Below are 26,812 nucleotides of genomic sequence, written 5' to 3' on the forward strand. Positions count from 1 at the left end.
TACGGTGACCACCTCCAATCGGCGCTCTGCACAGCCAGGGAGGAGGCCGGGCATCCCACCCGGCGGTTGCCCCTCCTCGTAAGACCTTTGGCACTTCGCGGCGTGAACCCGGCGTTCCGGGAGCCAATCGGGGCCACCCCTTAATGCCGGGGCGGCCTGTCCTGACCCGGGGCGTCTCTCGACGTTGGGGGTCGCTGGCATGTTTCCGCGAAGGAGCCTCAGCTAACGAACGGCACCTTGCACTCCGATGGTAGAGCACAGGCCAACTCTTGACAAACCGCTTTCCCCGTTTGTTCCGTGGCTTAAAAACATGCCTTTCGCCGCGCACACGGTCTAGACGATGTGACTGAATTCACCCGTTGGACAAGAAAAGCGCACCCTCTGTCGGGCCTCGGACGTCATGCCATCGATCGCCCGGGTGGGTACCGCGGCGGGCCTCTCCCGCGTTCCAAATATTTAGGAGTGCCATAATTCTCTCATGAGGAATCCCTTATTTGCTGTGTCGCATCCCGCGGTCGGTGTCTGGTCAGCGGCAGGGTGTGTCCGTTGCGCGCCCGTTTCGGTCCGCCGGGCCGGATGGTAACCGTCTTGGATACCAACGGTCCGTCCCTGGCACGGGAGGATGTTGCCCGGTCCTCTGACCGGGCACGGGTCAGCCGGGCACGGCGGTCCGGCAAGCGGCACCATCTGGTGTGGTTGCTGACCGGTCCGGGGCTACTGGCCATGCTGGGGGAAAACGACGGACCGAGCATGGTCTCCTACGCCGCGGACGGGGCCAGCTACGGCACCGGGTTCTTCCTGCCCTTCATCGTTGTCCTTTTCGCGATGGCCTACATCTGCCAGGAAATGGCGATGCGGGTCGGCGCCGTGACGCACCGCGGGTACGGAGAACTCGTCCTGCAACGCTACGGCCGTCTCTGGGGATGGTTCGGAGCAGTGGACCTCGTGCTCACCAATCTGGTTACCCTGGTTTCCGAGTTCGTCGCCATCCGTGTCGGTCTGGCATTCTTCGGTCTGGGAGCGCCGGTCGCTGCCGGTCTGGGGGTTCTTCTGGTGGTCCTCACCCTGACCGGGGGACGGTACCGGCGCTGGGAGCGGATAGTTTTGGGACTGGCCATGTTCAACGGCCTGTTCCTGGTCGCTGCGATAATGGTCCACCCGGATCCGGGCGCCATCGGCGAAGCGTTCGCCACCTGGTCACCCTTACCCGCCGGCGGGCTCACAACGCTTCTCCTTCTACTGACCGCAACCATCGGGGCGACCGTCACACCCTGGATGATTTTCTTCCAGCAGAGCGCCTCCGCAGATAAAGGAATAACCCACCATGACCTCAAACACGGCCGTCTGGATACGGCGGTCGGGGCGGGACTGGCCGCGGTCTTTGGCTGCGCGGCCCTCATCGCCGGCGCGGTACTGTTCACCCATGGTGGCGAAGCTATCCAGGGCCTTGCCGGGGCAGGGTTCCCTGCCGCCCTCAGCGCCGTGGCGGGAACACCGGTAGGCATCCTCTTCGCCCTGGGCCTGATCGAAGCCGGGGCGGTAGCGATCCTGACCATCTCGGCCAGCACCGCGTACGCCGCCGGGGAATGCATCGGGGTCCCGGCCAGCTTTAACAGCTCCCACCGCGGCGCGGCGCTCTTCTACGGGGTCAACGTCACTACGGCCCTGATCTCGGCGGCAGTGATCCTGATCCCTGGTGCACCGCTGCTGGCCATTGCACTGAACGCGAATGTGCTGGCCACCGTCCTTCTGCCGGTCACGCTGCTCTTCCTGATGATGCTGGCCAATGACAGTGAGCTGATGGGCAAATGGGCGAACAGGCGCGTGACAAATATTCTCGGGACCCTGGTGATCGTTTTCATTGCCCTCTGTGCGGCCGCCTACGGAATCATCTCCTTCCTCCAGACCATCCACCTCATCCCGGCCTAACCTGATAAGGAACCTCGATGAAGCACTTTAAGGACCACAGCGAGGACCCGGCCGCGGTTCTTGAACCGGGCCAGCTGTCCACCGCAAAGTCCCTCCCGGTCGCCCCGGCCGAGCTGAGCCCCGGCACCCGCAGAGCACTGTGGGCGCTACGGATTTTCGTCGTAATGCTGGCCATCCTGGTCACCTACACCTTTATCGTCCAGCTCACCCAGTAGAGAACAAACCAAGCAGGTTGAAGTCCCGCCGACCCGTGGAATACAAAGGACCGGTGCGCAACGGGTTGCCGTTGGTGAACCGGCTCAGGGCCGGGGCAATCTCCGAAAAGCTGTCCTTGCTCTCCGCCCACCGGCTTGCGAAGAGCCTCGTAGTGGAGCTCACGGGAGCAAGACCGAACGTAAGGATTCCTGGACGGGACCCCGGCATGATTCCCATTTGAAGCTAACTGCCGGGCGGCCGACGCAGCTGTGAGCCACAAGGGCAGTCGGGCGTCTGTGAAGCACGTAGTCACGTTATCGTTGGTCCAACACATCTAATCAGGAGGGTGCATGCCGTACGTTGTTGACTTCCAGAACGTGTCCACTGCCGGTCTGGAGTCTTCTCCGGTTGCCGATGCGCTTGCCGGGTTGCGCGCCAACGAGGGCCGTTACTACCGGAACAAGTACGGTCACGTGTTCACTGTGAGCCCTGCGAGCGAGGTTCCGGAAGTAGTCGAGCGGGTGAGCCGGATCCTGAAGGACGAGCGAGACATCGTCATCGGCTCACGTCCCCTCGAGGCGACCGCCTTCGAAGTGGACGGCTTGCGGATGGCTTATGTGTTCTACGAATCGGGGCTGTCGATCAACGTCATGTACAGCATCGAGGACGGCGGGAAACGGGCGGTCGGATTCAAACTCGCCGACGGCATGGAGATTCCGGAGGAACTGGCATCACGTTTCAAGTTCGCACGCCAAAAATCGAAGCTCGCAGGAGTTATCCGCGGCTCCTATTTCGTGATCAAGGGCGAGTACTGAAGCCTGAAAACCGGTGGCCAGGATACTGGCAATAGGGGTAAATGCGTCGTCGACGGGTAGTTGGCGAATTTTGCATCAGTGTGTTCTGGCTTCAATTGCCCATAAGAAGGTCGGACGGGAGGCGCTAATCGGGGGACGGTCGTTTTCGTTGTCGTTTCGTCGCCGCCCGCTGCTCCTTTGCGGGTCGGTGACGACGTTTCGAGTTCCTGGTGGGTTTCGTCGCCCGACGGGCAGCAGCTTCCGGAGCAAGACCCACAGCCACGAGGTGTGAGAGCTTGGCCAGGGCGATCTCGCGATTGCGCAACTGTGACCGCTGCTCGGAGGCAGTCACAGTGATCACCCCGGCTATGAGGCGTGGCCCAAGACGGATGACCAGCAGCTGCCGCTGGTTATCGGAAAGCGCCGCGGAGCCGGCGACATCCCAGGAGAGTTCGACGCGGCTGTCCGATGTGTTGACGTGTTGACCGCCTGGCCCTGACGAGCGGGAGAACCGCCAGCTGAGTTCCGAGGTGGGAATCGTGAGCGCGGGCGACACTTCGAGATCCATGCTGCAAGCGTTTCACGATTTGGGGCCCACGCGTACCGAGACCCAGCCCGGGTGGTCCGCAAGTCGTTGGGAAAGGACGCGCTCATTCTTGCCCGTCGAACAGGCGCGTCAGGCAGTCGGTGTAGTTGGTGAGTGTGTCGGCGAAAGTGAGCAGTTGGGGGCCGTCGTAGACGGCGGCCCCCGTTTCGGCGTCTGTTTCGTCGGCGTGGCAGAGGAGCGGTTCACAGCTGATGCCGTTGGCGGTGAGTGTTGCGATTCCCCACGGATGGTTGGGGTCGGCGACGTTGATGCCCGCAGCGTCGAGTGTGTCCCGGAGGACGTATCTCGTGACCGTCCGCCATGATTGCAGGAACGGGGGCCGCAGCTGTTCGATGAGTTCATCGTCTTTGCTGTCGTAAGCGAGTCCCAGATTCGTGGATAGCTCGTCCCACTCCTGTGCGTCACGGACCATCAGGTGTCCTGCGCGAAGGCGGGCAATTGTTTCGTTCAACGTCATGGTCAGTCCCCAAACTTCCTATCGTTTCCGGTCCCCGCCTACGACGCAGGACTTCATGGAAGAGAACGGACGGGGCCCCCGCATGATTCCCATCTTTAGCCGACTGATCGGAAACTTCCACCGCAGGGTGGACAGCGTCTGGGGGACTATGCGGTGGTGGCGACCGGCAAAGGTGCGAGCGGGACGTGACGCACGGCCCCTTTGTCAGCCGAGAGCGCGAAGGCCGCGTAAGCGCGCAGTGCCTGGGATACGGCCCGTTCGCGGTTGGCTGGCTGGTACCCGGTGGTCGCTTCCAGCAGGGCGCGACGGCGGCCGAGCTCGTCGTCGGACACCTCCACGGTGATGGAACGGGCAGGAATGTCGATGGAAATCGTGTCGCCGTTTTCCACGAGCGCAATCGCTCCTCCCGCGGCAGCCTCGGGGGAGACGTGGCCGATCGACAGTCCTGACGTCCCGCCGGAGAAACGGCCATCAGTGATGAGCGCGCATTTCGCGCCAAGTCCGAGTCCCTTGAGGAATGACGTCGGGTAGAGCATTTCCTGCATGCCCGGGCCGCCGCGGGGCCCTTCGTAGCGAATGACCACCACGTCACCTGCGACGATCTGCTTGCTGAGGATGGCCTCGACTGCGTCGTCCTGTGATTCGAAGACCACAGCGGGGCCGGAGAATCGGAAGATCGATTCGTCGACGCCTGCGGTTTTCACTACGCAGCCATCGAGCGAGATGTTGCCGCGAAGTACGGCCAGCCCGCCTTCCAAGGTGTGGGCATTGTCGATCGAGCGGACACACCCGTTCTCGTTGTCGGTGTCCAGGCTGTCCCAGCGCTCCGACTGGGAGAAGGCAGTGGCGGAGCGGACACAGCCGGGGGCCGCATGGAAAAGTTCAATGGCCTCGTCGCTGGCCTTGCCACCTCGGATGTCCCAAGTGTCCAGCCAGGAGCGGAGGTCGGGTCCGTGTACGGAACGTACATCGTGGTTGAGCATCCCGCCTCGGTCCAGTTCGCCCAGGATGGCCGGGATGCCGCCCGCGCGGTGGACGTCTTCGATCAGGTAAGTGCCGTTCGGGGCGACCTTCGAAAGGCACGGAGTGCGGCGCGAGATGGCGTCGATGTCCTCGAGCGTGAAGTCGAGTTCGGCTTCCTGGGCGGCGGCGAGCAAGTGCAGGATGGTGTTGGATGAGCCGCCCATGGCGATATCCATCGTCATGGCATTCTCGAAGGCGGCGCGGCTGGCAATCGCCCGTGGCAGAACGGATACGTCGTCGTCGAAGTAGTGGGCATTGGTGATATCGACAATGGCCTTGCCTGCGTCCTGGTACAGCTCGCGGCGGGCGGTGTGGGTGGCGAGCGTGGTGCCGTTGCCCGGCAGCGAGAGGCCGAGTGCCTCGGTGAGGCAGTTCATCGAGTTGGCAGTGAACATGCCCGAACAGGAACCGCACGTCGGGCATGCGTTCTCTTCAAGGCGCAGCAGATCGGCATCCGAAACGCTCTCGTCCACGGCGTCCGCGATCGCGGAGATCAGGTTCAGCCGCTTGCGGACTGTGCCGTCGACCAGGACGGCGGTGCCGCCCTCCATGGGGCCTCCGCTGACAAAGACGGTGGGGATGTTGAGGCGCAGTGCGGCCATCAGCATGCCGGGAGTGATCTTGTCGCAGTTCGAGATGCAGATCAGAGCGTCGGCGCAATGGGCGTTCACCATATACTCGACCGAATCCGCGATCAGCTCGCGGGAAGGCAGCGAGTACAGCATTCCTCCGTGGCCCATGGCGATGCCGTCGTCGACGGCGATGGTGTTGAACTCGCGCGGGATGCCGCCAGCCTCAATGATGGCGTCGGAGACAATACGGCCCACCGGTTGGAGGTGCGTGTGTCCGGGAACGAATTCGGTGAAGCTGTTCGCGACGGCGATGATCGGCTTTCCGAAGTCGGAACCGTTGACGCCAGCGGCGCGGAGCAAGGCGCGTGCGCCAACCATGTTGCGGCCGTGTGTGACAGTTCTTGAGCGTAGAGGAGGCATGCAGGCAGTCAACCAGTGGAAGAGCCAAGAGGGGAAGACGGTGCTGCTACTAGTAGTGGGAGTGCTAGATTTTTGGGATGAGTGATGAGCGACGGCGGGAGCTGGGCCAATTCCTGCGCGACCGGCGCGGGGGACTGGCGCGAGCGGAGCTGGGGCTGCCGCCCATCGGGCGCAACCGCACGCAGGGATTGCGTCGGGAGGAAGTGGCATCCTTCGCCGCGGTGAGCGTCACGTGGTACACGTGGCTGGAACAGGGGCGGGAGATCAATGCCTCGCGCCAGGTTCTCGAGGCGATCGCACGGGTGCTTCGCCTGACGGGCGCCGAGCAGTCATATCTGCTGGCACTGGGCGGTTACGCTTCCGTTCCGCTCGCCGAGGTGGCGGTCATCGAGGAAGCCCCGGCGCACGTGCAACGTCTGCTCGACTCCTTGGACTTCCCGGCCTTTGCCGTTGCCCCCGATTGGGGGATCGCGGCCTGGAACAGCGCTTACGCCGAGCTTTACTCACGTATCGCGGCTGTTGACGCCGCCGACAGGAACCTCCTTTGGCTCATCTTCACCGACCCCTACCTGCGCGAGATGCTCCCGGACTGGGAAGAGACCTCAAGCCATTTCGTGGCTGAATTCAGGGCCGAAGCAGGGGCGCGGCTCGGTTCGGCGGCCCACACGGCGCTCATCTCAAGACTGGCGCAGGCCAGCCCGGAGTTCGCCCAGCTCTGGGCGGACCACGGCGTGGAGCGCTTCGCCTCCCGGCAACGGGTGTTTCTGCATCCAGTGGCCGGGAGGCTGGTTTTTGAGCAGCACCGGCTCGTTCCCTCGGACGCGCCGGAACTGCACTTGGTGATGTACGCGCCCGTGTCCGGAACCCGGGCACCTTAGTTCCGATCCCTTCCGGCCCGGCCCCGCGAAGGCTTTCCAGGAACTAGCCTGACGCGTCCTCGGAAAGGTATGACAGTGCCGCAGTGACATGGGCTTGAACACCCAGGCCCAGGGTCGGATCGATCACGGGGGCGAAGAGAGGGGAGTGGTTGGCGGGGATGTCCTGGGCAACGGTCCCGCGTTCGACGGCGGCCCGGTACGTTTCCGGGTCCACGCCGCCCAAGAGCCAAAACGTGTAGGGGACGTCGAAGGCGTCAGGGATGCGACTGAAGTCCTCGGACGCTGTTTGCGGTGAGGCGTGGAGCACGGCGTCCGCCCCGAAGCGGGACGTGAAGGCGGCAGTGACTTTCTCCGTGACGGCGGCGTCGTTGCTGGTCAGCGGGAACTGGTCGTAATACTCGAATTCCGGCTCCCGGGGTGATCCGGCAGTGACACACTCGCCCTTCACGATCCGCTCAATGGCGGCCAGGACGTTGGCCCGGACCTGGGTGTCGTACGTGCGGATGTTCAGCAGGAGGGTGGCGCGGTCCGGGATGATGTTCGACGTGGCGCCGGCGTTGATCGCTCCTACCGTGACGACGGCGAAGTTGCCGGGCTTGGTTTCGCGCGACACCACGGTCTGCAGCCTGAGCACGATGGAGGCCGCCAGCACCACAGGGTCCACGGACATGTGCGGCATCGAGCCGTGTGCGCCCTTCCCGTGAATGGTGATCTTGAGCGAGTCTCCGGCCGAGAGAACCGGGCCGGCCGTGGTGGCGACCGTCCCCGCCGGGATCGGCATCACATGTTGGGCGAACGCCACGTCGGGCCGCGGGACGCGGGTCATGAGCCCGTCGTCGAGCATTGCTTTGGAACCGGCGCCCACCTCCTCGGCGGGCTGGAACAGAGCGATGTACGTCCCGGACCAGGCTCCGCGCCCGTCGGCCATGAGCTTGGCGGCGCCGAGCAGCGCGGCGACGTGGACGTCGTGCCCGCAAGCATGCATCACGCCGTCCACCTCGGAGGAGTACGGCAGGCCGGTGGACTCTTTGACGGGTAGGGCGTCCATGTCCGCACGGGCAAGGACTGCCGGGCCGTCACCGTTCTCGAGGACGCCAACGACGCCGGTGCCTCCGACGCGGGTCACGGCATAGCCGAACGTGCCGAGTTTCTCCTCGACGAGCTTCGAGGTTCGGTGCTCCTCAAGGCTGAGCTCCGGGTGCCGATGGAGATCCACGTAGGTATCCCGTATCCAGTCGAGCTCGGCTGCAAGGCCTGCCAGAACTGTTTCATGACCGCTCATGGGTACCTCTCTCTGGTGCAGTCCGGGACGCCTGGGCGAGCGGGCGCAACTGGCAAAGCCAGCATAGCCCCCTGAAGCGAACCGGGGGAGTACCAACTGGAAACCCGCGAACCGAGAAACGGCCGGACTGAAAATAGGGCCAAGGCATAGCTCCGGACTTTACTGGGTGGCCAGGGCTTGGCCGTTGGGCGCTTCGAGGGTCAGGCCGTCCAGACCGGGACCCTCCACGCCGGCGATCCGCACAGCCCATGCGCCGGCGCCGTTGGCGATGATCTTCCCACCGACCGTCAGCGTTCCGATTGGTCCCTCCAGGTCCACGGTGGCCAGCCCGTCACCGTCGGTGGAGATGTCCGCCCCGACGTCCACCACGCCGATGTGCCCGGTTGCTTTGACACTGAGTGCGATGGCCGCCAACGGCATCAGGACGCCTTTGACCAAGCTTTCTCCGGCGCCTCCGGAGGTCGACAGACTGCCCTTGATGGTCAGTTTTGGCAGCTCGCGGCTCACTTGCACACCCACGGAACCGTCTCCATGCGTGGTGATCGAATCGAACACGGCCTCGCGCAGGGAGCCGTCGTAGACGTTGAATCCGCGGGCACCCAGCCCCGTGGTCTCAATTGGCGCCTCCACGGTGAGCACGCCGATGTCGCCGAAGTTGACGAAACCGATGCCGCTGGGACCGTGCGAGGTGACCTTGGCCTTGGCGGTCCAGTTCTCCACGGCGCCCCAGTTGTCCAGCACCATGTCGTTCTGGCCGAAGGTGGTAGTGGTGCCCAGGTTCACCACGTTGGCGGCATCCGCGCCGCTGATGATGAAGACACCGCCGCTGATAAGGTCCGGCGTGCCCGCGGCGATGCCGCCGTCGGAAAAGACGTCCCCGGTGGAGAGCAGCTCGACGGCGACGGTCCCGCCGTCGGCCATGCCCGCCTTGTCGCCGTGCCCGCCGACGAACACACCTCCGCCGCGCACTGGGGTTCCCGCGCTGCCCGCCGAGATGTTTTCCAGCCGTGCGGTGAGGACCACATCAGCATCGGGCTGCCTGTTCCAGAGGGTGAACGCCCCCTGCATCGCCTCCACCCCGAACCCGGTGGGGCGGTCCGCACGGCCGCGCGTGTCCGCCTCGGCCACGTGCACGCCGTCGGCCTCGATACGGCCGGCGCGGATACTGCCCTCAGCGGCGAGGTAGACCTGCCCGTAACTGGTCACATTCTTCAGCCGAAGCGTGCCCAGGTCCTCCACCGTGGCGTCGTTGTAGATGGCGAGCTCATGCGCCGAGGTGCGCACGGTGATGTTTTCGATCGAGTTATCGCGCGTCAGCCGCAGGCCCTTGGCTCCGAAGACGAGCTCGCCCCCGCGCAATGCCACCCCGGGAGGTAGCGTCAGCGAGGGCATCCCCCTCAATGTTCCGGAAACCTCGATTTCCGTGGCCCCCTCTGCCAGCGCCTCACTCAACTGCGCCACATCTGTTACCTGTTTCCAAGGCACGAACATCACCGCTATTCATCGGATCGGAACGCGGGCGGCAGCCCCGCGGATAGGGCTTCGTATGAGGGGAGGAGCTACGCCCAGATGTACTCTTCGGCGATCGCTCCGTCGCGCCATTTTGCGACCGTCACCATGCGGCTCCCATCCGCGAACTCGCCGATAACGCAGGTCCACTCGCCGGATCCGAACGCGATCGGGTGGGAGGTGATCTGCGGCGGCGTGCCCCCAGCGGAAGCGACGAAGGCTTTCATCGCGTCAATGTGTTCGGTGACGCCGCGGGTGGGTTCCTGGCCCTTCCAATCGACGAGGACGTCGTCTGTATGGTGATGGGCGAAGATTCCGTTCCAGTCGGCCTTATTCCACCCGTCAAAGTCCAGATCGTCCATTCCTTTGAGATTGCGGTCAACCTGCTCATCTTGCATGGTTCTTCCTTCTCTCAGGGCGTCGGCCTCGGTGCCTGGCCGTGACGCCGTACCAACCGTGAGCTTGACCTGACCAGCGTAAGTGAGTGGTCAGAGCCACACAATGTGGTTTCTTGAACTTTCCGACAAGAGACCGCGGAAACGGTGGATTTTTCGCGGAAAGCTGCTATTGGCTTGAAGGTTGCACGCCCACCGATAGTCGAATCGCAACAGTGATATGCCGGTAGCCTATTCTGTGAGTTTGCGCAAGCGTTCCTCCATCAATTTTTTGGGTCTCGATGAGAGACCCTCCACAAGAAGCCGCGTGATTCCACGCAAAATACGTAGGATCCGGGGTTGCACCGGCATAGTTAAGTTCTTGGGCTTGCACATATGGGTAAAGTCACCGCATGAAAGCAGCATGGAAACGAACAGGGGCTTGACTTGGCAGGGAATGCAACCTTCCGGCACAGCAACACCGCACTGCTCTCGGTGAGCTGTATCGAGGCTCCGAGGATCGTGAGTTCCACGGATTTCGACCGTAGCTTGGCTTCGACCCTGCGGCGGCTGAAGTTTCCCCCGCGGCTGCTTGAACGCGTAGCCGGCGTCACGCACCGCCGCTGGTGGGCCGCCGGGACATCGTTCGATGATGCTGCGGTCGAAGCGGGAGCCAAGGCCCTGGCCGAGGCCGGCGTCGAAGCGTCCGAAATCGGTCTGCTGATCAATACTTCGGTCACGAGGCGTAATCTCGAACCGTCCGTGGCGGTGAAGATCCACCACGAACTCGGCCTACCGTCGTCGGCGATGAACTTCGATCTGGCCAACGCGTGCCTCGGATTCGTGAACGGCTTGATCCTGGCGGCGAACATGATCGACTCCGGCCAGATCCGGTACGCGGTAATCGTCAACGGCGAGGACGCCCAGGTTACCCAGGAAGCCACACTGGCACGACTGCAGCGGCCTGAGACCACGCGAGAAGACTTCAGCAGGGAGTTCGCCACCCTCACACTTGGATCCGGGGCCGCCGCAGCCGTCCTTGGCCCCGCAGACGAGCACCCCTGGGCGCATCGGCTTATCGGCGGCGTGATGCGTGCCGGCACAGAACACCACGAATTGTGCGTGGGAGGCATTGACGGGATGACCACCGACACGAAAGGCCTGCTCGACGGCGGGCTTCAGCTCGTCGTCGATGCTTGGCAGGAAGCCCAGCCAGAGTGGGACTGGGCTGCCATGGACCGCTATGTCACGCATCAAGTCAGCAATGCCTATACTCAGGCGATCATTAATGCCATTGACCTGGACCCGGACAAGGTTCCGATCACGTTCCCTCACTGGGGCAACGTGGGTCCTGCCTCGCTCCCCATGACACTGGCAGCCGAGGCCCAGTCACTGACTTCCGGGGACCGTGTCCTGTGCATGGGTGTCGGTTCCGGGCTGAACGCGGGGATGGTGGAAATCGTTTGGTAGTCACCAACTGGCCCGGGGTCAACCCGGAATGGTCCCGGATGATAGACGTGAGGTCCACATCGGCCGTCGAGGAGCCAGGCACAGTGCGCCGCTGGCACCTGTTGGACAACGGCTCCCAGCTCTCCCGTCGTGGTGTGGCTCCCGTCGGTACCCTGCTGTGCGTGCACGGCAACCCCACTTGGTCATATCTGTGGCGGACACTGCTGGCCGCCGGATCCGACGCGGCACATCCGTGGCGCGTCGTGGCGGTGGACCAACTTGACATGGGCTACTCGGAACGCGGCGGCACGTTCCGGCGCTTGGCGGACCGAATCAACGACCTGGGCGACCTCACCGACGCACTGGGCCTGGAGGGGCCGGTGGTTACGGTGGGCCACGACTGGGGCGGAGTTATCAGCCTAGGCTGGGCCTTGGCGCACCCACGGCACGTCACCGGGGTGGTGCTGACCAACACAGCCGTGCACCAGCCCTCCGATTCGGCGGTCCCGCCAGCCCTACGGCTTGCCTTGCACCCCGTCGTGCACCGGTGGGGCACGACGACGTCGGACGCCTTTCTGCGAGTGACGCACTCGCTGGCGAACCCGCCGCTGCCCGCCGACATTCGAAAGGCCTACATGGCCCCGTATCGCGGTGCCCGCCGCCGGGACGGGGTGGGAAACTTTGTTGCGGATATTCCCGCAGACGCTTCCCATCCCAGCTTCCCGGCGCTTAACCGGGTAGCGGAAGGGTTGCGCGGGCTGAAGGTCCCGGCCCTGATGCTCTGGGGTCCCCGGGACCCCATCTTTTCCGATCGATACCTCAAGGACCTGATCAGCCGGCTTCCGCACGCGGACGTGCATCGCTTCGAAGGCGCCGGACACCTCGTGGCGGAAGACCGAGACATTGCCACACCTGTCTTCCAGTGGCTCGCCGTGCACGGGGGCGTGAGCGGAAGCGAGTCTCCGGCAGCCGAGGCGACAGCGAGCGGTGGCCAGGGGTTGAACGATGCGGCCGAGCCGCCGTCGGCGGGATTCCGGCCCCTTTGGGACTTGCTCGGCGAGCTGGCGGCAGGGCCGGCGAAGGCGGATATAGCCGTTGCGGAAATGGCGCAGGATGGCACAGTCAGCCGCTCGCTCAGCTGGCAGCAGCTGGACCGGAATATCCTTGACCTTGCCGCGGGGCTGCGGGAAGCCGGAGTGGGGAGCGGCAGCCGGGTGAGCCTGATGGTTCCGCCCGGAGTGGACCTGACCGTAGCCCTCTACGCCTGCCTGCGGCTGGGCGCGGTGGTGGTCGTCGCCGACGCCGGGTTGGGAACCAAGGGCATGAGCCGCGCGCTGAAGGGCGCCACCCCCGATTTCCTCATAGGAATCGACAGGGCGCTTGCGGCGGCCTCCGTGCTCGGCTGGCCGGGACGGCGGATCAGCGTCCGGGAACTCCCGGCTGCCCGCCGCCGAATCCTGGGCGTCGAAACCTCCCTTGCCGCGCTGGCCGGGCGCGGCGCCGGACGCCCTTCAGAGCGGCCCGCGCACACTGTGGACCCGGCTGCGCTGGCCGCCGTGCTCTTCACATCCGGCTCCACCGGTCCAGCCAAAGGCGTGCTCTATACGCACCGGCAGCTGGCCGCGATGCGGGATACGCTGGCCGAAACTTTCGGGATCAGTTCCGGTGCCCGGCTCGTGGCGGGTTTCGCCCCGTTCGCCTTGCTGGGGCCGGCGCTCGGAGCGGTCTCGGTGACGCCGGCCATGGACGTTACCGCGCCCCGCACTTTGACGGCCCGCGCGCTGGCGGACGCGGCCCTGGCTATAGAAGCTACCGTGGTCTTCGCCTCCCCGGCGGCGTTGCGCAACGTCCTTGCCACCCAGGATGCGGTGAGCAGGGCAGGTCATAAAGCCCTGGAAGGGATCGAGTTGCTTCTGTCTGCCGGCGCGCCCGTCCCGGAACCGCTCCTGGCGCGGGTGCAACGGTTGCTGCCCAACGCCTCACTACATACCCCATACGGGATGACCGAGGCGCTCCCGGTCACCGACATCAGCCTCGAACAAATCCAGGCAGCCGATGCCGATTCTGCTGCCGGCGCCGTTGCGGGAGCAGGCAATGGCGTGTGCGTGGGGAAGCCCGTGCATGGCGCGCGCGTGGCCGTCGTCCCGCTGGCTGCGGATGGCACCGCACCAGGAGCCCACGTGGTGACGGAGGCTGGCGTGACCGGCGAGATTCTGGTGAAGGCCGCACACGTCAAGGAATCCTATGACAGGCTCTGGCTGACCCAGCGGGAAAGCATCAGCGTGCCCGGATGGCACCGCACCGGCGACGTGGGGCATTTCGACGCCGTCGGCCGGCTCTGGGTGGAGGGACGTCTTACCCACGTCGTCACGGCGCCCGGGGCCGTCGTGACGCCCGTGGGCGCCGAACAGGCCATCGAACGCCTGGACTGCGTCCGGCTGGCTGCCATCACCGGGGTCGGGCCGGCAGGGACGCAGGCCGTCGTCGCCGTCGTCGAGACCGTTCCTCCCTCCCGCAAAGCCGGCCTTGCTACGCCGCGGCTCGCCGGGCGCGTCCGCGGGGCGGCCCTTGACGCTGGCGTCAATGTCTCCGCCGTGCTCGCAGTCCCTGCGCAGCCCACCGACATCCGACACAACGCCAAGATCGACAGGACCCGCCTGTCCCGCTGGGCTTCACGAGTGCTCGCCGGTGGCCGTCCGGGGGAGCCATGAGGGTCCTCGTCACCGGCGCAAGCGGGCTGCTCGGACGGGAAGTGGCCCGTCTGCTGGTCCGCCAGGGCCATGCCGTGACCACGTTCCAGCGCCGTCCCTCAGGAGTCGACGGCGCGGTAGACTTCGGCAGTTCCGTAACGGACGATGCAGCGCTCCGGGGAGCAGTCGAGGGGTCAGATGGAATCATCCACCTGGCCGCGAAGGTTTCTTTTACTGGCCGTGCCGTGGAGTTCGACGAGGTGAATGTTGAAGGAACCCGCCGTCTGCTCCATTCCGCCCGTGCGGCGGGGGTACGGGACATGGTGTTCGTCTCCTCCCCGTCCGTGGCAAACGCCGGCACTGCCATCGTCGGGCTGGGCGCGGAGCCGGCTGATCCGCAGCATGCGCACGGCAATTACTCCCGGACCAAGGCCGAGGCGGAGTTGCTGGCGCTGGCAGCGGACACTCCGGAATTCCGGGTCGCGGCGGTGCGCCCCCACATCGTGTGGGGCCCCGGCGACACCCAACTCGTGGAACGGGTCCTGGCCCGCGCCAGCCGCGGTCGCCTGCCGCTGCTCGACGCGGGTGCGGCACTCATTGACACCACCTATGTGGACAACGCCGCCTCGGCCATTGTCGCTGCGCTGCACCGCATGGAACACGTCCGTGGCAGGGCCCTGGTTGTGACCAACGGCGAGCCGCGTCCGGTCGGTGAGCTGCTGGCGGGAATATGCGCTGCAGCGGGCGTCCCCGTGCCGTCGTGGACTATGCCTGGTGGGGTGGCGCGGGCCGGGGGAGCGGTGGTGGAAAAGCTCTGGACCTGGGCAGGGCGGAAAGAGGAACCGCCGATGACCAGATTCCTCGCCGAGCAGCTCTCCACCGCCCACTGGTTCGACCAGCGCGAGACCCGAAAACTCCTCGACTGGACACCCGCGGTTTCCCTGGATGAGGGACTGGCACGGCTGGCCGAGCACTATGGTTCCTGGTCAGCTGCGCGGGTTCACCGATCGTGAGCGCTAAGCGGACGTTACCCTTTGACCCCACCACCGTCAGCATGGGCGACTTCTTGAGAATCGTTATCAAAAGCTAGAGAGTCGCGCGGCGGGGGACACCGGCATTTTCCTGAAAGGGCTCAGAGGAGTGGGCAAGACCGCACTCCTGAACGAACTCTCAGAAATGGCGCGTCGTCATGGGTGGCTCATGATCCGGCTTGAGGCCGAGCCGGGAAATCAGCGATATCCATCGGATGCCATTGTCGGGAAACTCACGCGTGAATTCCTAGAATCTTTCGTCGGACCGCTCACTGCTAGCACTAAACCATGGAGACATGCATTAGATTGTTAGCGGCCATGAAAAACTGCCCGGAGGCGGCCACGAAAGTGCCCACTGACGGCCAGTAAAACTGCCCGACGGTGGCCATGAGATCTGCCCACTTCCTTACTGAACCTGCCGCGTCTTAAGCGGCGGGGGCCTCTCCCCGGGATTTGATGACGGTGTCTAGTCGCATCAAATGTCGCCCAGGAAGAGGCCCTGTATGAAGCATGACGGAGAAATCATGGAAATTCTTGCTACCTACGATCTGACCGGATCGTTGCGCGCCACGGCCGAGCTCACGGGATGCTCGCACCACACCGTTGCCAAACACGTCCAGGCCCGGGACGCCGGCCGGCCCATCGGCGAACCCGCGGCCCGCGGCCGGGTCACGGACGCGTACCTGCCCAAGATCGAGGAGTGGGTCGAAGGATCGAAGGGGCGGATCCGCGCCGACAAGGCCCACGAGAAGCTCCTCGCCCTGGGCTATGCGGGGTCGGAGCGGTCCACCCGCCGTGCGATCGCGCAGGTCAAGGCCGCGTGGCGGCTGGGACACACCCGCGTCCACCGGCCCTGGATCACCGAGCCGGGGATGTGGCTGCAGTATGACTTCGGCGACGGGCCACGCGTCGGCGGGGTGAAGACCATCCTGTTCGTGGCCTGGCTGGCGTTCTCCCGGTTCCGGATCGTGATCCCGTTGCGGGACCGGACCGCGCCGAGCGTGTTCGCCGCCTTGGACCGCTGCTTCCGGATCCTGGGCGGGGCACCGACCTATGTTCTGACGGACAACGAGAAAACCGTCACCACCGCGCATGTCGCCGGGGTCCCGGTGCGGAACCAGCAGACCCTGGACTTCGCCCGGCACTACGGGATCACCGTGCTGACCTGCCAGCCCGCGGACCCTGCCACGAAGGGTGGAGTCGAAGCGTCCGTGAAACTGGCCAAGGCCGACCTCGTGCCGAAGGACACTAACCTCCGGCCTGAGTACGGTTCTTTCGCCGAGCTCGAGGCCGCCTGCCAGGCGTTCATGGACGAAGTAAACAACCGTGAGCACCGCACCACTCGGCGTAAACCGGCCGCGGTGCTGGCAGAGGAGGCATCCCGCCTGCACCGGATCCCGGAGACCGCGCACACGGTCGCGTTCGGACTGGCCCGCACCGTTCCGGAGAACACCCCGATGGTCACCTTCGAAAACGCCCAATACTCCGTGCCCGCGCACCTGCTCGGAGCCCGGGTGTTCGTCCGCTGCCACGGCACCGGGCCCGACGAACAGATCGTCATCGTCCACCACGGCCCGTCCGGTCCGATCGAGGCCGCACGCCACGGCCGGGCCAGGCCCGGCAGCCCCGCGATCATCGATGAGCACTTCCCCGGGACCAGGACCAGGATCCCGGGCGACTATGCCGTGAAGGCCCGCAACGCCGGCGAGGCCGAGTTCCTGGCCATCGGCGAGGGCGCCAAGACCTGGCTTCTGGAGGCCGCGGCAGCCGGCACTGCCAGGATGAACGTGAAGATGGCCGAGGCCGTGACCCTGGCCAAAATCGCTGGGACCGCTGAAGTTGATAAAGCCCTGGGCAACGCAGCAGTCCACGGCCGATTCGCCCACCCGGACCTCGCCTCGATACTGAACGCCAATATCCAACGCACCACCGCCCACTCCGCGGACGAGACCCGGTCCCTGACCCAGGGCACCGGCGCCTGGGCAGCTATGGGCGCCGGACCGTTCGCTACGCCGAAGGAGCAGAACCGATGAGCCCGGTCACCACCACGAACACCACCGCCCCGGCACTGCCGGCAGGCCTCGAAGCGCTCATGCGCCAGCTGAAGATGCCCCACGCCCGGGCCCTCGCCCCGGAACTCATCGCCACCGCACGAGCCCAGCGCTGGGAACCGGCCGAGGTCATCAAGGCCCTGTTCCCTAGCTCTCGAGGAAACGCTAAAAAATGTCTACCACGTTTAGGGTTGAACACAGCTTTACATAGCGCCGCCCATCAGTTTCGTTCAGTGTCCCGGTATGCGAAGAGTGCAGCCAAATCATGGACCAAGATCCCGGTTCCCACCGCCGTAACAGTTTTCCCCCGCGACCTCGTCAACGCGCCCGCGAGTTCGCCGAGCGGTTCTTCAATGTGCGGCACTGGCAGGAGTTCTCCTCTTGGCGGTCACTTCGCTGCATGGGAGCGGCCAGAGGACTATGTTCAAGTTGTTCGCACAGCCGTGGCACTTGCGACAGGTTGATCCTATTCTCGGTTCTGCTGGTCAACATATGCAGGTACACACCACGCATAAAGGGAAAGTCGGGCGGCCGCCGGTCCCGATCGCACATGAACCCAGCTGTCCGTTCTCAATGTAGTTGTCAGTAGCGACGTGGGAACTGACAGGTTGGATGAGAAAAATTCAGGCGGATATTTCTCGTTCATGTTGTCAGTTCCGTAATTCGGCAGCTCGATGCCCGCTAGATACACATGAGTGTCCTATTTCTCCCAGGCTTCTGTTATGTGCCGGTGGGAAAGTACTGCAAAGGCGCCACCCACCAGGGCGCCAGTGATCACCGCGACCACCAATGGGTTCCCTGTGTTTGTAGCGCTGGCGATTCCAAGGGCCAACACGCCTGAAACTGCGAAGGCCACAACGCCCGAGAGAATCGCTCGCGCCCGGCGGGTTGCTTCCTTGGCCATTCCCGACCGTGCAGCGATCACTGCTCCCGCGACTAACGCTCCAAGAATCGTCATAAAGAGGACTTCAGGGAATAGGTAGAACAGATACCAAGGGACAAATACCGGATTGAAAGTGGGAAGCGTGGTGCTGAGAAGGTGAACTATTGCTGCCACGAAGCCGAAGCCAACACCGAGCCAGACAAATCTCGCCCATAACCTTCCCCTGCGCCACCAGCCGGGTTCAGCGCTACTTTTCGCCATATTTCAGTACCGCCTGTGTGAGATTTTCCGTCTGTTTTGGTCCATGCGATTCTCTGGAGACCCGCGAGATTAATGCCGCCGGCAACCGTGATGTCCACGCCGGTCGCGGTGGCAGTCTGATCAAGGCTGCCAGTCCCTCGTTTCACTATGTCAGCTCTGATACTGGAGCCTATGGCTCATCCCTTTGAAGTCTGGAAGACACGGCGAGACAAACTGATTGACATCTAGCTTGATGCGGTACGGATCCTCCGCAGGCGTCGCAGGGGACCCTTAGATCAGCCATTCGATGTCGCGGCGGGAGAGTCTTCGGAGTGTGTTTTCGATTCGCTGGGCGGCCCGGCGTCGGTGGCTTTCGCCGGTGGGGATGAGAACACGCGCCATTTCGTTGGCAATCCGGTCGCGTCTCTGTTCTGCCGGGTAGGCCGGGTTCTGAATCCGGTCTTTGAAGGCGGGTCGGGTTATGAGTCGGGCGATGTTCACTGTTTCCGGATAGATCAGCATTTCGTGCTCGTGTCTTCCGGCGCGGGCGGCGCGTTCTTCGAGGGTGGAGAGTGCGATGCCGGCACTTGCGCATTCGCTCGCGGCTTGCATCGCGGGCGTTCCGATGTGGATTTGGCGGGAGACCAGTGTGGACCTGAATCGGCGTTCTGCGGCAACGAGTTCAGGCAGTTGCCTGATGTCGAGCTGATTGCGGCCGATCCATCGCCGGTGCGCGACGCAAACCCAGCCGATGGCCGGAATCCTGCCGATTCGCGGATTTCCGTTGCCGCATCGCAGACACAGGACCCGCTCGATGACGGGGTGGCCGCCGATCGACAGCCGCTGGTCGAAAACCCGATCGTGGAGTCGGCCGAGTTGTCTCCATGCTTGAAGGCGTTCTGGGTGCCGTCGGGCCCGGGATTTGGGCATGATGCCGGCCTCACGGAGGGCATTCTCGATTTGTTCGACGCTGGTGCCGTTTCGTCGGGCGTGGCGGGTGGCGTAGTTCTCGATGCCTTCGCCGTGGGTGAGGCGGGTCGAGACCGGGAGAGGCTCAAGGATCACTGCGCCATCCTGAGTCCAGGTTTCTTGGACTTTGAGGCACCGGCGCTGTTGTGTGATCGATGGCGCTCCTGGGCTGCATAGTCGGTGGCTGTTGCTTCGAGCCTGCGCCGGTCGATCTTTTCGATGCCTTCGAGGATCGCGCCGATGGCTGCGTCCGAAAGAAGGCCGCGAAGGGCGCCAATGCTCCCGCCGGTCCGGTCCCAGAGGTAGAGAGACTCTTCTGCAAGGGATCCTGGGATGTGCGCAGCGAGCGGTAGGAGGTTTTCGACTCCGAGCACCAGATCGGCCCACGATTCACGGTCTGCTTTCGTCCCGCTGGAGTACGGGGTCATCTCGTGCAGGATCATGCGGGCTTTGATCTGGCGGCCCATCTCACCGGCGAAAAGATCGGTTGTCGGAAGATCAATTCCGGCGTAGAGAAAGGTCGCGTCCAAACGGTCCGCGAACTGCTTGAGCGTGCTTGCGGCTTCGGCTCCGGCCTGCCGGTTCGTTCTGAGGTTGTGCACTTCGTCGACGGTCACTAAAGACGTGGCCATGGTGCGCAAAACGGCTACGACCTGTTCGGTGAGCGCCGGTGCGGTGGCTCTCGGTAGCACCGGTAGTCCAAGCCACTGTGCGAAGGCCTGCATGAGCATTTTCGGCGTCGTGGCAGGCGGTACGACTGTGTAGACCACGGGCGCGAACCCCCGGTCGTCCTGGCGTCCGAGTGGTTTGCGCTCAGATCTCTCCTGGCGTTTGCCAAGAAGCAGAGCCGCCGTCGATTTCCCCATGCCTGCGGCGCCTGAGATGGCAAGGCCCCGCCTGGCGGTCGCCGTGCTGGCCGCGTTGCGTGCTATCGCGATTCGGGCTTGCCGGGAGAGTGCCTGCGTGTCCATGGTTTCCAGGACCGTGTCTGCCGCGAGCCATGCGAACCGGGCACGGTCATAGGCTGACTTCGCCTCAGCGGAGAGCCCGCGCACCTCTCGCCGCGTCAGGCTTGGAGGCTCTTCGGGGGAGTGCGCGACAAAATCGCGCCATGTGGTCAGGCTGTCCGGAATGGCGATGTCTCAGTCCTCCAGAAGATCGATGCGCTGGCCATGGCGGCGCCGGGGAAACTCGATGATGACTGGGTCCGCCGCCGGGATCGGCGTAGGTTCCGTAGCAGCGGGTTCGGTGATCGGGTCCGGCGCGGCTGCCGGTTCCGGGACGGCCGACGGTGTTGCGTGTGTGCGTTGTGCAGCCTGACGCTCGGCGCGTCCGGTGGGAGCGGTCAGGATCCGATTGATCTCGGCAAGAAGATCCCCGCCGGGCACCGTCCCTCCTCGCCGGTCGATGGCCTTCTTCGCAGCCGCAAGGACGTCTCGGGAAAAGGGTCCCACAAGGTGCGTGGACAGGGTCCACTTCGCCTCGATCCACTGACCTTTCTCATGGTCACGGACGTAGATCGACTGAAGCCTATACGGGTCATACCGAACTTCCCAGCGTCCGTCCGCCGGGGAAGGGAGTCCGGAAGGGACTCCCCGGTATGGGTGAAAGCCCGGATTGTCGTAGTGGAGACCATGGAAATTGATCCCGTACGGCTGGATGCGCCGCCATTCCATTGGCAGGAGCGCGAGGTAGTCATCGCGGCTCAGGGCCACGGGGACCTGCAGTGCAACACTGGACAGGGCAGCGAACGCCTCGTTGGGCGTGAGGTCCTTCTTCGGCATGGCCGGGTGGCGAAGGCCCCGGTGGGGACGGTTCTGCCAGACCGCTACAAGCCACCAGTCCAGAAGGTTCTGCACTTCCGCGAGGGTGAAACTGGCCTCGGCGGCTGGGGCCTTGCCCCGCCGGACCACGTTCGGGCCGGTGTAGCCGGCCAGGTACTGGGTGAATCCTGTGTTGACGCCGGCAAAGAACCGTTCGACGTGTGGTTTGTCCGTGGGCGTCCGAGGGGCGGCTTTCGTGATGCTGATCTGCAGACGCTCACAAGCTGCCGTGAAAGTCGAGCCGACAAAGACCTTGCCGCGGTCAACCGTGATGGATTCGGGCACGATGACCGGCTTGGCAGCAATCGCGGCGCGCACTTCCTCATCACCCGGAAGCATCCCGGGCGGGAGCACGGAGCGCGTATAGCTCAGCGATGCATCCCATCCCGGCTGCATCGGCAGGGGAGTCATGGCACGGGCAAGCAGCACGGCCGGGTCCACTGCCTTCGTTGCCACCGGCCGCAGGATGGCGGCCAATGGAGTACGCGTGGCGATGTCCAGTGCGACGGTCAGGTCCACCCGGCCGCTGCTGCCGTCCGGATAAACAACCATGAGGTCCATCGGCGTCGAGTCGATCTCCACAAGCTCGCCGGGGCGTGACGGGGCTTGGCGTCCCCAGGGCCTGTCCGGTCGGTTTCCTTGGGTCCGGCGCGTGGTCGCGTTCCCGAACGGGTGCCTTGAACCCTCGATTTTCTTCAAAATGCGGTAGAGCGTTGCATCCGACGGCACGGCGAGATCTGCCTTGGCTGCCACCGCCCGGACCCGAGCAATGACGCGGGATCGCGTGCCCGTTGAAGCATCCTTCTGCCCGGACACCTCGGCCTCGACCAGGGCAAGAACTCTGGGATCGGTTCGCCCGGCCAAGCGCACCTCGCGGGTGGCCCTGCCGTCCGCGAGGCCCCCGATGCCATGCGCACGGTAATCGGCGATATGACGGAACATTGTCCGCTCAGTCATGGCCATCCCACGGGCAGCGAGCTCCGTCAACTTGGCCTCGATCCGGACCTGCAAGGGGTTGGCCAGGTCGTATTCGGGCCTCGGGTTCGTGCCGGGCGGTGACCCTGGAGGAATCCCATGGAGCACTTCATGCACGTGCCGGTGCAGGGACATGACCCAGTCACGGGCGCCGGGGGAGAGCCTCTCCAACGCAGCCGCATTGTCCAGCGAGGGGAGGGCCGGGGGATCATCCGGCAAGTACGAATCATCGATCAACAGATCGGCCACCCGAACCCGTCGGATGCGATTGGTAGCAAGATTCTTCAAGGCCAGCTCGGGCCCGTCCTGGGCTACAACCTGCCAGGATCCTCCGTCGAACTGGATGAAATCGAAAAGGCGGACGGACTTCACGACGCAGCCGCCAGTCTCGGCATCGGCGACTTTTCCTGGGCCGGGGCGATCCAAGTCTCCATCGACAATGGCTCGTCCAGGCCGACTTGGAGGACCCCGATGAAGGCCAAATGCAGCAGATGGGCCTGAACGGTGGAAGGTTCGAGCCGCAGCATTCGCGAAGCGCGCCGCACACCAGCGGACACGGAGACACCCGAACCGACTGCATCCATGATCGCGGGCACGATCGTGCTGCCCGGGGCATATCTGTGAAGACGGTATCCCGAGAGCCACCGAAGGTTCGAAGCCGCCGGCTCGGCAACCCCGGAGAACACCTCATAGTCCCATCCGGCCTCCTCGCACAACGCCCGGGTCAAGGAAAACTGACGGCGGCCGGCCTCCAGATGGTCCGGATGCCGCACATCCACAACGCGTCCACCGCCATCGCTCAGCCGCACAAAGAAATCAGGCACATGACCACGGGCACCCTCAGTCCCTCTAGGCCACAGCACGGCAAACGGCTGGGACGCAATGCCGACAATGTCCTCGTCGTAATCGGCAAGCATCAGGAAATCCCTCTCCAGCAGACTCTCAAAACCCACATGCGATCCGGTTGTACTGGACCACCATAAACCCTCGTAATTCCGCTTACCAGGCCAGGAAAAGAACGAACGAACAGGCAGTGCAGACTCCAGACGCAGCGATGCCCAAGCCGCCAACACCGGCTCATCCAGCATGCGCTCATCCAACCGAGCGAGAATCCGAACCGAGTCAGTCGCATTCGCTGGCAGGGAGCTCAAAGCCTCACATTCAGCCACCCTGACAACTTAACTGAGAATCACCCGGAATCCGTCAACTGACACGTTGAATGCGAAAACTGACATCTGGAATGAGAACGGACAACGAGTTATCTCATCTAGTTCTACTCGTCCCACTCAAGCGCCGATAATCTACATTATGTCAAGTAGAAGTGATCCAATTGCAGATTTTGCAGATTAGGACCCGGTGATACGTACTCCCCGGTTTCGGCCACCTGGACGTCGAAGTCCGCGCCGTTACAGGGATCCGGGGCCGTCCGGCGGCGCGCCGGGCAACAGCCCGGGCGTGTAGAGGTCACCGGGTTCGAGGTACCGTGCAGCCGGGTAATTCCGCTGATTTCCGGGGTTTCCTTGACAGTGATTCGCATTTTATGCATTCTAAGAGCATTATTTGCAGACGCAGCGGAGGCGTGATGGACCCCCTGGAGGGCCGGCTGATCAGGCTTCCGCTGCGTCAGGGAGCACTCTCCGCGGACGCGGTGTTCGAGGACATGCTCACGGGCTGGAAGCGGCAGCAGCTGGCACGGAACTTCACGGCCGGCACGATCCGTGGACGGGAGAGCCTGGTCCGCCGGTTCGTGGATCACACCGGGCATTTTCCGTGGGACTGGACCGTCGGTGATGCCGATGAGTTCTTCGCCCATGAGCGCTCGATCCTGAATCTGGCGTTCGCCACCATCCGGGCCTATCAGACGCATCTGAAGGTGTTCTGCGACTTTTTGACCGATCCGGTCTATGAATGGGACCGGGTCTGCCTCCAGGGGTTCGGCCGCTCCCCCGCCCAGATCATCACCGAATTCAACCGGGCCCGGCACGCCCAGAACAACGAACAGGCACCCACCAAACGGCCCTTCACCCGGGCCGAGCTGCAAGGCTTCTTCGACCTGGCCGACCTCGAAGTCGAACGGGTCCTGGCCTCCGGGCGCAAGGGCGCCGTCGCCGCCTACCGGGACGCCACCGTGTTCAAGACCGCCTACGCCTGGGGGCTGCGGGCCAACGAGGTCACGCACCTGCAGACCGTGGACTTTTCCCGGAACCGCCGGGCCCCGCAGTTCGGCGAGTTCGGGGTCCTGCAGGTCAGATACGGCAAGGCACAGCGCGGCTCGCCGCCCAAGAGACGCTCCGTGCTGACGGTCTTTGACTGGTCCCCCGCCGTCCTGGACAGCTGGATCCGGAACGGACTGCCCTGGCTGGCCCCGGCCGTGTCAGAAATCTTCCCCACTGCCAACGGACTGCCGGTGCCCAAGTCCAACCTGCACCGCCGCTTCCGCGACTACATCGACGAACTTGGCTATCCGCCGGGCCTGGACATCCATTCGCTGCGCCGGTCCTACGTCACCCACCTCTTCGAGCACTTCGGCTTCGACCACACCTTCGTCCAGCGGCAGGTCGGCCACGAACACGCCTCGACGACCTCCCTCTACACATCGGTCTCCAGCGACTACCAGACCAGCGAGCTCAACCGCGTGCTCGAGGACATGATCGAGAAGGCCGTCAGGCCGAAGGAGGAACGAGAATGAAACGGGACATCGAATACCGGTGGCGGGCCCGGGAACTCATGGCACGGAACGGCATGCGCAACACCCGCGAACTCGTCGAACCGCTGCGGGAACGCGGCATCACCCTCTCCGAGTCACAGATCTACCGCATGGTCAGCCAGAACCCCGAACGGATCTCCTTCCAGCTCCTGGCCGCCCTCTGCGACATCTTCGGCGTCGAAGCGAACGAACTCTTCACCTTCACCGCCGCCGATGCCAGGTCCAAACGCCAAAAGCATGCCGCCGCCTCCGGGGAGAACGTCGTCCGGTTCGCTGACGCCTACAAACCGGTCAGGGCCAGGATCCTTGACGACGACTAAGCCCGGCACCCGCGGCCGGCCCCGGTCCGAGGGCGGATACCGGTGCACCCGATGCGGGCGCATGGCCGCGAAAATCCGCGTGACCTGGCCCGACGGGGCCATCTGCGGGATCTGCTTCACCACAGCACTGCGCACCCGCGGATCCTGCCCCTGCTGCGGTGAAGAAAGGTTGCTCCCCGGCAGGACCACCGACGGCACCGACATCTGCCGGGACTGCGCGGGCATCACCACCAACATGACCTGCGAGGACTGCGGCAGCGAAACCGAACGATTCCGCGCCGGCCGCTGCATCCGCTGCGTCCTCCGTACCGACCTGGAGGGGCTGCTCCACCCCCACACTCCCCCGGACCTGAGCCTCAAACGCCTCATCGGAGTACTCGCCGCCGCGGGCAGGCCCGAGAGCGTCTACACCTGGATGCGCGGGGCCAACACCAAGGACCTCCTCACCGGGCTCGGCACCCGCACCATCGCGCTCACCCATGAGTCCTTTGACGCTCTTCCTGCGTCACGATCAGTGGAATACCTTCGCGAGCTGCTCGTCCATCACGGCATGCTCCCGGACCGGGACCGCCAACTCGCCGCCTTCGAACAATGGCTGGCGGTCCGCATCCATGACCTCGCCAAAACACCTCACATCCAGGCTCCCATCGAACGGTTCGCCCGCTGGCACCACCTCAAACGCCTCCGCCAAATGGCCAGCCCCGGAAAGTCGCTGAACACGGCCGTCCGCTCCGCCAAACAGGAAATCACCGAAACCGGAAAATTCCTCGCCTGGCTTCACGCGGAGCACGGACTCACCATCCACGGCCTCAGGCAGGCACACCTGAACCAATACCTGAGCGAAGGACCCTCGACCCGGTACGCCATCCGCACCTTCATCGTCTGGCTCATCAAGAACAAGGAGATCGCCAGGCTCGAAATACCGCACCGCTACGCCGCCACTAAACCGCTGATCACCCAGCAACAGCGCATAGAACTCATCCGCCAGTGCATCGAGTCCAACGAAGCACCCCTGACATTCCGCGTCGCTGCCCTAATCCTGCTGCTCTTCGGCCAGCCCATTGGCAAGATCGCCGCATTGAAATGCGCGGACCTGCAGGCCCTGCCCGAGGGGCTGCACCTGGGCCTGGGGAACATCCCCGTTTTGGTTCCTGCCCAGATCGCCCCGATGTTCTGGGAACACCTGCACCACCGGCCCAACCAGCAGACCGGCAACGGCGGGAGCCAGTGGCTCTTCCCCGGCACCCTGCCGGGCCAGCACATCCACGCCGACGCGATGATGGGCCAACTCCGCGCACTGGGCGTCGACCTCGGCGGCGCAAGGAACACCGCCCTGCGCAGCCTCGTCGAGGAACTGCCGCCAACCCTGGTCGCAAACGCACTCGGCTACAGCTACCAGGTCATCCACAAACACGCCGCCGACGCCGGCACCCCAATGGCCGGCTACGCAGGGAAAGGCGCCCTGCCCCGCTGAAGCCGATCAGAACGCGGCCCCCGAACCAACCGCCGGAACCGGAATGGCCGGAATAGGACTCCGAGCGATAAGTGCAGTTCCCGCTTGTACTCTGCGTATCTCATCGGATGAATCAATTCGCCCGAATCCCCTGGATCCGCCGGGACGGGCTCACTCACCC

Annotated in this window: 24 protein-coding genes, 1 pseudogene and 1 riboswitch; of the genes and pseudogenes, 12 read left to right on the forward strand and 13 right to left on the reverse strand. The window is 64.3% G+C overall.

All coding sequences use genetic code 11. The features are described 5' to 3' along the window. Positions 1 to 65: 65 nt before the first annotated feature. A riboswitch (M-box (ykoK) riboswitch) is annotated at positions 66 to 237 on the reverse strand. A 351-nt stretch (positions 238 to 588) separates the two neighbouring features. The 3 genes from A3M3_RS25420 (at position 589) to A3M3_RS0115230 (ending at position 2,939) form a co-directional block, all read left to right on the forward strand. Continuing rightward, the gene (locus tag A3M3_RS25420; RefSeq protein ID WP_197023258.1) at positions 589 to 1,929 is read left to right on the forward strand and encodes an NRAMP family divalent metal transporter; all 1,341 of its coding nucleotides are present in this window, start codon (positions 589 to 591) and stop codon (positions 1,927 to 1,929) included. Positions 1,930 to 1,946: 17 nt separating this feature from the next. Further along, complete coding sequence (locus A3M3_RS0115220) at positions 1,947 to 2,144, forward strand: hypothetical protein (protein ID WP_028267038.1); 198 nt, start codon at positions 1,947 to 1,949, stop codon at positions 2,142 to 2,144. Positions 2,145 to 2,474: 330 nt separating this feature from the next. Then, on the forward strand, positions 2,475 to 2,939 hold the full coding sequence (locus A3M3_RS0115230; protein WP_028267031.1) for a hypothetical protein: 465 nt from the start codon (positions 2,475 to 2,477) through the stop codon (positions 2,937 to 2,939). 124 nt (positions 2,940 to 3,063) lie between these two features. On the opposite strand, the gene arfB is transcribed toward A3M3_RS0115230, so the two are convergent. The 3 genes from arfB to ilvD form a co-directional block, all read right to left on the reverse strand. After that, positions 3,064 to 3,486: an alternative ribosome rescue aminoacyl-tRNA hydrolase ArfB gene (gene arfB, locus A3M3_RS0115235; RefSeq protein ID WP_028267040.1), complete on the reverse strand. Its 423-nt coding sequence runs from the start codon at positions 3,484 to 3,486 to the stop codon at positions 3,064 to 3,066. Between the two features lie 82 nt (positions 3,487 to 3,568). Beyond that, on the reverse strand, positions 3,569 to 3,982 hold the full coding sequence (locus tag A3M3_RS0115240; RefSeq protein WP_028267041.1) for a hypothetical protein: 414 nt from the start codon (positions 3,980 to 3,982) through the stop codon (positions 3,569 to 3,571). A 146-nt stretch (positions 3,983 to 4,128) separates the two neighbouring features. After that, a complete protein-coding gene (ilvD, locus tag A3M3_RS0115245) occupies positions 4,129 to 5,997 on the reverse strand; it encodes a dihydroxy-acid dehydratase (RefSeq protein WP_035741857.1) in 1,869 nt (622 codons plus the stop codon). A gap of 77 nt (positions 5,998 to 6,074) precedes the next feature. Here ilvD and A3M3_RS0115250 point away from each other — a divergent pair, with 77 nt between their 5' ends. Beyond that, entirely contained in the window at positions 6,075 to 6,875 is an 801-nt protein-coding gene (locus A3M3_RS0115250; RefSeq protein WP_028267043.1) for a helix-turn-helix transcriptional regulator, read from the forward strand. A gap of 43 nt (positions 6,876 to 6,918) precedes the next feature. Here the strand turns inward: A3M3_RS0115250 and A3M3_RS0115255 are convergent, their stop codons facing one another. From A3M3_RS0115255 to A3M3_RS0115265, 3 genes are all read right to left on the reverse strand, one after another. Next, positions 6,919 to 8,157 (reverse strand): amidohydrolase, encoded by a 1,239-nt coding sequence (locus A3M3_RS0115255; protein WP_028267044.1) that lies wholly within the window; start codon positions 8,155 to 8,157, stop codon positions 6,919 to 6,921. Between the two features lie 159 nt (positions 8,158 to 8,316). Further along, positions 8,317 to 9,618, reverse strand: a complete 1,302-nt coding sequence (locus A3M3_RS0115260) for a hypothetical protein (RefSeq protein ID WP_197023260.1) — start codon at positions 9,616 to 9,618, stop codon at positions 8,317 to 8,319. A 98-nt stretch (positions 9,619 to 9,716) separates the two neighbouring features. Continuing rightward, positions 9,717 to 10,064 (reverse strand): hypothetical protein, encoded by a 348-nt coding sequence (locus A3M3_RS0115265; RefSeq protein WP_028267046.1) that lies wholly within the window; start codon positions 10,062 to 10,064, stop codon positions 9,717 to 9,719. 423 nt (positions 10,065 to 10,487) lie between these two features. Between A3M3_RS0115265 and A3M3_RS0115270 the strand changes: the two genes are divergently transcribed. The 5 genes and pseudogenes from A3M3_RS0115270 to istA all read left to right on the forward strand — a co-directional run bounded on the left by A3M3_RS0115270 (position 10,488) and on the right by istA (position 17,243). Further along, positions 10,488 to 11,510: a 3-oxoacyl-ACP synthase III gene (locus tag A3M3_RS0115270; RefSeq protein ID WP_028267047.1), complete on the forward strand. Its 1,023-nt coding sequence runs from the start codon at positions 10,488 to 10,490 to the stop codon at positions 11,508 to 11,510. Positions 11,511 to 11,548: 38 nt separating this feature from the next. Further along, entirely contained in the window at positions 11,549 to 14,200 is a 2,652-nt protein-coding gene (locus A3M3_RS0115275; RefSeq protein ID WP_442853106.1) for an alpha/beta fold hydrolase, read from the forward strand. After that, positions 14,197 to 15,192 carry an NAD-dependent epimerase/dehydratase family protein gene (locus A3M3_RS0115280; RefSeq protein WP_028267049.1) on the forward strand — a complete coding sequence of 332 codons (996 nt, stop codon included), beginning with the start codon at positions 14,197 to 14,199 and terminating at the stop codon, positions 15,190 to 15,192. Before A3M3_RS0115275 ends, A3M3_RS0115280 begins: the two co-directional genes overlap by 4 nt. An 85-nt stretch (positions 15,193 to 15,277) precedes the next feature. Further along, a pseudogene (locus A3M3_RS28145) lies at positions 15,278 to 15,523 on the forward strand (hypothetical protein); the annotation flags it as partial. Positions 15,524 to 15,713: 190 nt separating this feature from the next. Beyond that, on the forward strand, positions 15,714 to 17,243 hold the full coding sequence (istA, locus tag A3M3_RS25425) for an IS21 family transposase (protein WP_051423220.1): 1,530 nt from the start codon (positions 15,714 to 15,716) through the stop codon (positions 17,241 to 17,243). Here istA and A3M3_RS28575 read toward each other — a convergent pair. The 7 genes from A3M3_RS28575 to A3M3_RS28155 all read right to left on the reverse strand — a co-directional run bounded on the left by A3M3_RS28575 (position 17,218) and on the right by A3M3_RS28155 (position 23,688). Beyond that, positions 17,218 to 17,394, reverse strand: coding sequence for a hypothetical protein (locus A3M3_RS28575; RefSeq protein WP_197023262.1), 177 nt, complete (start codon positions 17,392 to 17,394; stop codon positions 17,218 to 17,220). The genes istA and A3M3_RS28575 overlap by 26 nt on opposite strands. A gap of 567 nt (positions 17,395 to 17,961) precedes the next feature. Then, positions 17,962 to 18,405 carry a hypothetical protein gene (locus A3M3_RS28150; RefSeq protein WP_155854395.1) on the reverse strand — a complete coding sequence of 148 codons (444 nt, stop codon included), beginning with the start codon at positions 18,403 to 18,405 and terminating at the stop codon, positions 17,962 to 17,964. Between the two features lie 270 nt (positions 18,406 to 18,675). Further along, positions 18,676 to 19,449 (reverse strand): hypothetical protein, encoded by a 774-nt coding sequence (locus A3M3_RS25430; RefSeq protein ID WP_051423221.1) that lies wholly within the window; start codon positions 19,447 to 19,449, stop codon positions 18,676 to 18,678. Next, positions 19,446 to 20,408 carry an ATP-binding protein gene (locus A3M3_RS0115310; protein ID WP_231497279.1) on the reverse strand — a complete coding sequence of 321 codons (963 nt, stop codon included), beginning with the start codon at positions 20,406 to 20,408 and terminating at the stop codon, positions 19,446 to 19,448. Before A3M3_RS0115310 ends, A3M3_RS25430 begins: the two co-directional genes overlap by 4 nt. Positions 20,409 to 20,495: 87 nt before the next feature. Then, positions 20,496 to 22,577, reverse strand: coding sequence for a Mu transposase C-terminal domain-containing protein (locus tag A3M3_RS0115315; RefSeq protein WP_231497280.1), 2,082 nt, complete (start codon positions 22,575 to 22,577; stop codon positions 20,496 to 20,498). Next, the gene (locus A3M3_RS25435; RefSeq protein ID WP_051423222.1) at positions 22,520 to 23,239 is read right to left on the reverse strand and encodes a TnsA-like heteromeric transposase endonuclease subunit; all 720 of its coding nucleotides are present in this window, start codon (positions 23,237 to 23,239) and stop codon (positions 22,520 to 22,522) included. The genes A3M3_RS0115315 and A3M3_RS25435 overlap by 58 nt, the downstream gene beginning before the upstream one ends. Positions 23,240 to 23,457: 218 nt before the next feature. Then, positions 23,458 to 23,688: a hypothetical protein gene (locus A3M3_RS28155; RefSeq protein WP_155854396.1), complete on the reverse strand. Its 231-nt coding sequence runs from the start codon at positions 23,686 to 23,688 to the stop codon at positions 23,458 to 23,460. A 45-nt stretch (positions 23,689 to 23,733) separates the two neighbouring features. Here A3M3_RS28155 and A3M3_RS0115325 point away from each other — a divergent pair, with 45 nt between their 5' ends. The 3 genes from A3M3_RS0115325 (at position 23,734) to A3M3_RS25440 (ending at position 26,652) form a co-directional block, all read left to right on the forward strand. Continuing rightward, positions 23,734 to 24,840, forward strand: a complete 1,107-nt coding sequence (locus A3M3_RS0115325; protein WP_028267053.1) for a tyrosine-type recombinase/integrase — start codon at positions 23,734 to 23,736, stop codon at positions 24,838 to 24,840. After that, the gene (locus A3M3_RS0115330) at positions 24,837 to 25,178 is read left to right on the forward strand and encodes a helix-turn-helix domain-containing protein (RefSeq protein WP_028267054.1); all 342 of its coding nucleotides are present in this window, start codon (positions 24,837 to 24,839) and stop codon (positions 25,176 to 25,178) included. The genes A3M3_RS0115325 and A3M3_RS0115330 overlap by 4 nt, the downstream gene beginning before the upstream one ends. 61 nt (positions 25,179 to 25,239) lie before the next feature. Then, complete coding sequence (locus A3M3_RS25440) at positions 25,240 to 26,652, forward strand: hypothetical protein (RefSeq protein WP_035741866.1); 1,413 nt, start codon at positions 25,240 to 25,242, stop codon at positions 26,650 to 26,652. Positions 26,653 to 26,812: the final 160 nt, after the last annotated feature.

The sequence above is a fragment of the Arthrobacter sp. MA-N2 genome (genome assembly GCF_000517125.1).
GTDB lineage: Bacteria > Actinomycetota > Actinomycetes > Actinomycetales > Micrococcaceae > Arthrobacter > Arthrobacter methylotrophus.

What these genes read in the sequence shown, in the direction of transcription:
- A3M3_RS0115275 (WP_442853106.1), top strand. Translation starts at nt 11,549, where the DNA reads ATGATAGACGTGAGGTCCACATCGGCCGTCGAGGAGCCAGGCACAGTG.
- A3M3_RS25435 (WP_051423222.1), bottom strand. Translation starts at nt 23,239, where the DNA reads ATGCTGGATGAGCCGGTGTTGGCGGCTTGGGCATCGCTGCGTCTGGAG.
- A3M3_RS0115330 (WP_028267054.1), top strand. Translation starts at nt 24,837, where the DNA reads ATGAAACGGGACATCGAATACCGGTGGCGGGCCCGGGAACTCATGGCA.
- A3M3_RS28155 (WP_155854396.1), bottom strand. Translation starts at nt 23,688, where the DNA reads ATGCGAATCACTGTCAAGGAAACCCCGGAAATCAGCGGAATTACCCGG.
- A3M3_RS0115325 (WP_028267053.1), top strand. Translation starts at nt 23,734, where the DNA reads ATGGACCCCCTGGAGGGCCGGCTGATCAGGCTTCCGCTGCGTCAGGGA.
- A3M3_RS0115265 (WP_028267046.1), bottom strand. Translation starts at nt 10,064, where the DNA reads ATGCAAGATGAGCAGGTTGACCGCAATCTCAAAGGAATGGACGATCTG.
- A3M3_RS0115255 (WP_028267044.1), bottom strand. Translation starts at nt 8,157, where the DNA reads ATGAGCGGTCATGAAACAGTTCTGGCAGGCCTTGCAGCCGAGCTCGAC.
- A3M3_RS0115220 (WP_028267038.1), top strand. Translation starts at nt 1,947, where the DNA reads ATGAAGCACTTTAAGGACCACAGCGAGGACCCGGCCGCGGTTCTTGAA.
- A3M3_RS0115280 (WP_028267049.1), top strand. Translation starts at nt 14,197, where the DNA reads ATGAGGGTCCTCGTCACCGGCGCAAGCGGGCTGCTCGGACGGGAAGTG.
- A3M3_RS25440 (WP_035741866.1), top strand. Translation starts at nt 25,240, where the DNA reads ATGGCCGCGAAAATCCGCGTGACCTGGCCCGACGGGGCCATCTGCGGG.
- A3M3_RS0115250 (WP_028267043.1), top strand. Translation starts at nt 6,075, where the DNA reads ATGAGTGATGAGCGACGGCGGGAGCTGGGCCAATTCCTGCGCGACCGG.
- ilvD (WP_035741857.1), bottom strand. Translation starts at nt 5,997, where the DNA reads ATGCCTCCTCTACGCTCAAGAACTGTCACACACGGCCGCAACATGGTT.
- A3M3_RS28575 (WP_197023262.1), bottom strand. Translation starts at nt 17,394, where the DNA reads ATGACCTCGGCCGGTTCCCAGCGCTGGGCTCGTGCGGTGGCGATGAGT.
- istA (WP_051423220.1), top strand. Translation starts at nt 15,714, where the DNA reads ATGAAGCATGACGGAGAAATCATGGAAATTCTTGCTACCTACGATCTG.
- arfB (WP_028267040.1), bottom strand. Translation starts at nt 3,486, where the DNA reads ATGGATCTCGAAGTGTCGCCCGCGCTCACGATTCCCACCTCGGAACTC.
- A3M3_RS28150 (WP_155854395.1), bottom strand. Translation starts at nt 18,405, where the DNA reads ATGGCGAAAAGTAGCGCTGAACCCGGCTGGTGGCGCAGGGGAAGGTTA.
- A3M3_RS0115230 (WP_028267031.1), top strand. Translation starts at nt 2,475, where the DNA reads ATGCCGTACGTTGTTGACTTCCAGAACGTGTCCACTGCCGGTCTGGAG.
- A3M3_RS0115240 (WP_028267041.1), bottom strand. Translation starts at nt 3,982, where the DNA reads ATGACGTTGAACGAAACAATTGCCCGCCTTCGCGCAGGACACCTGATG.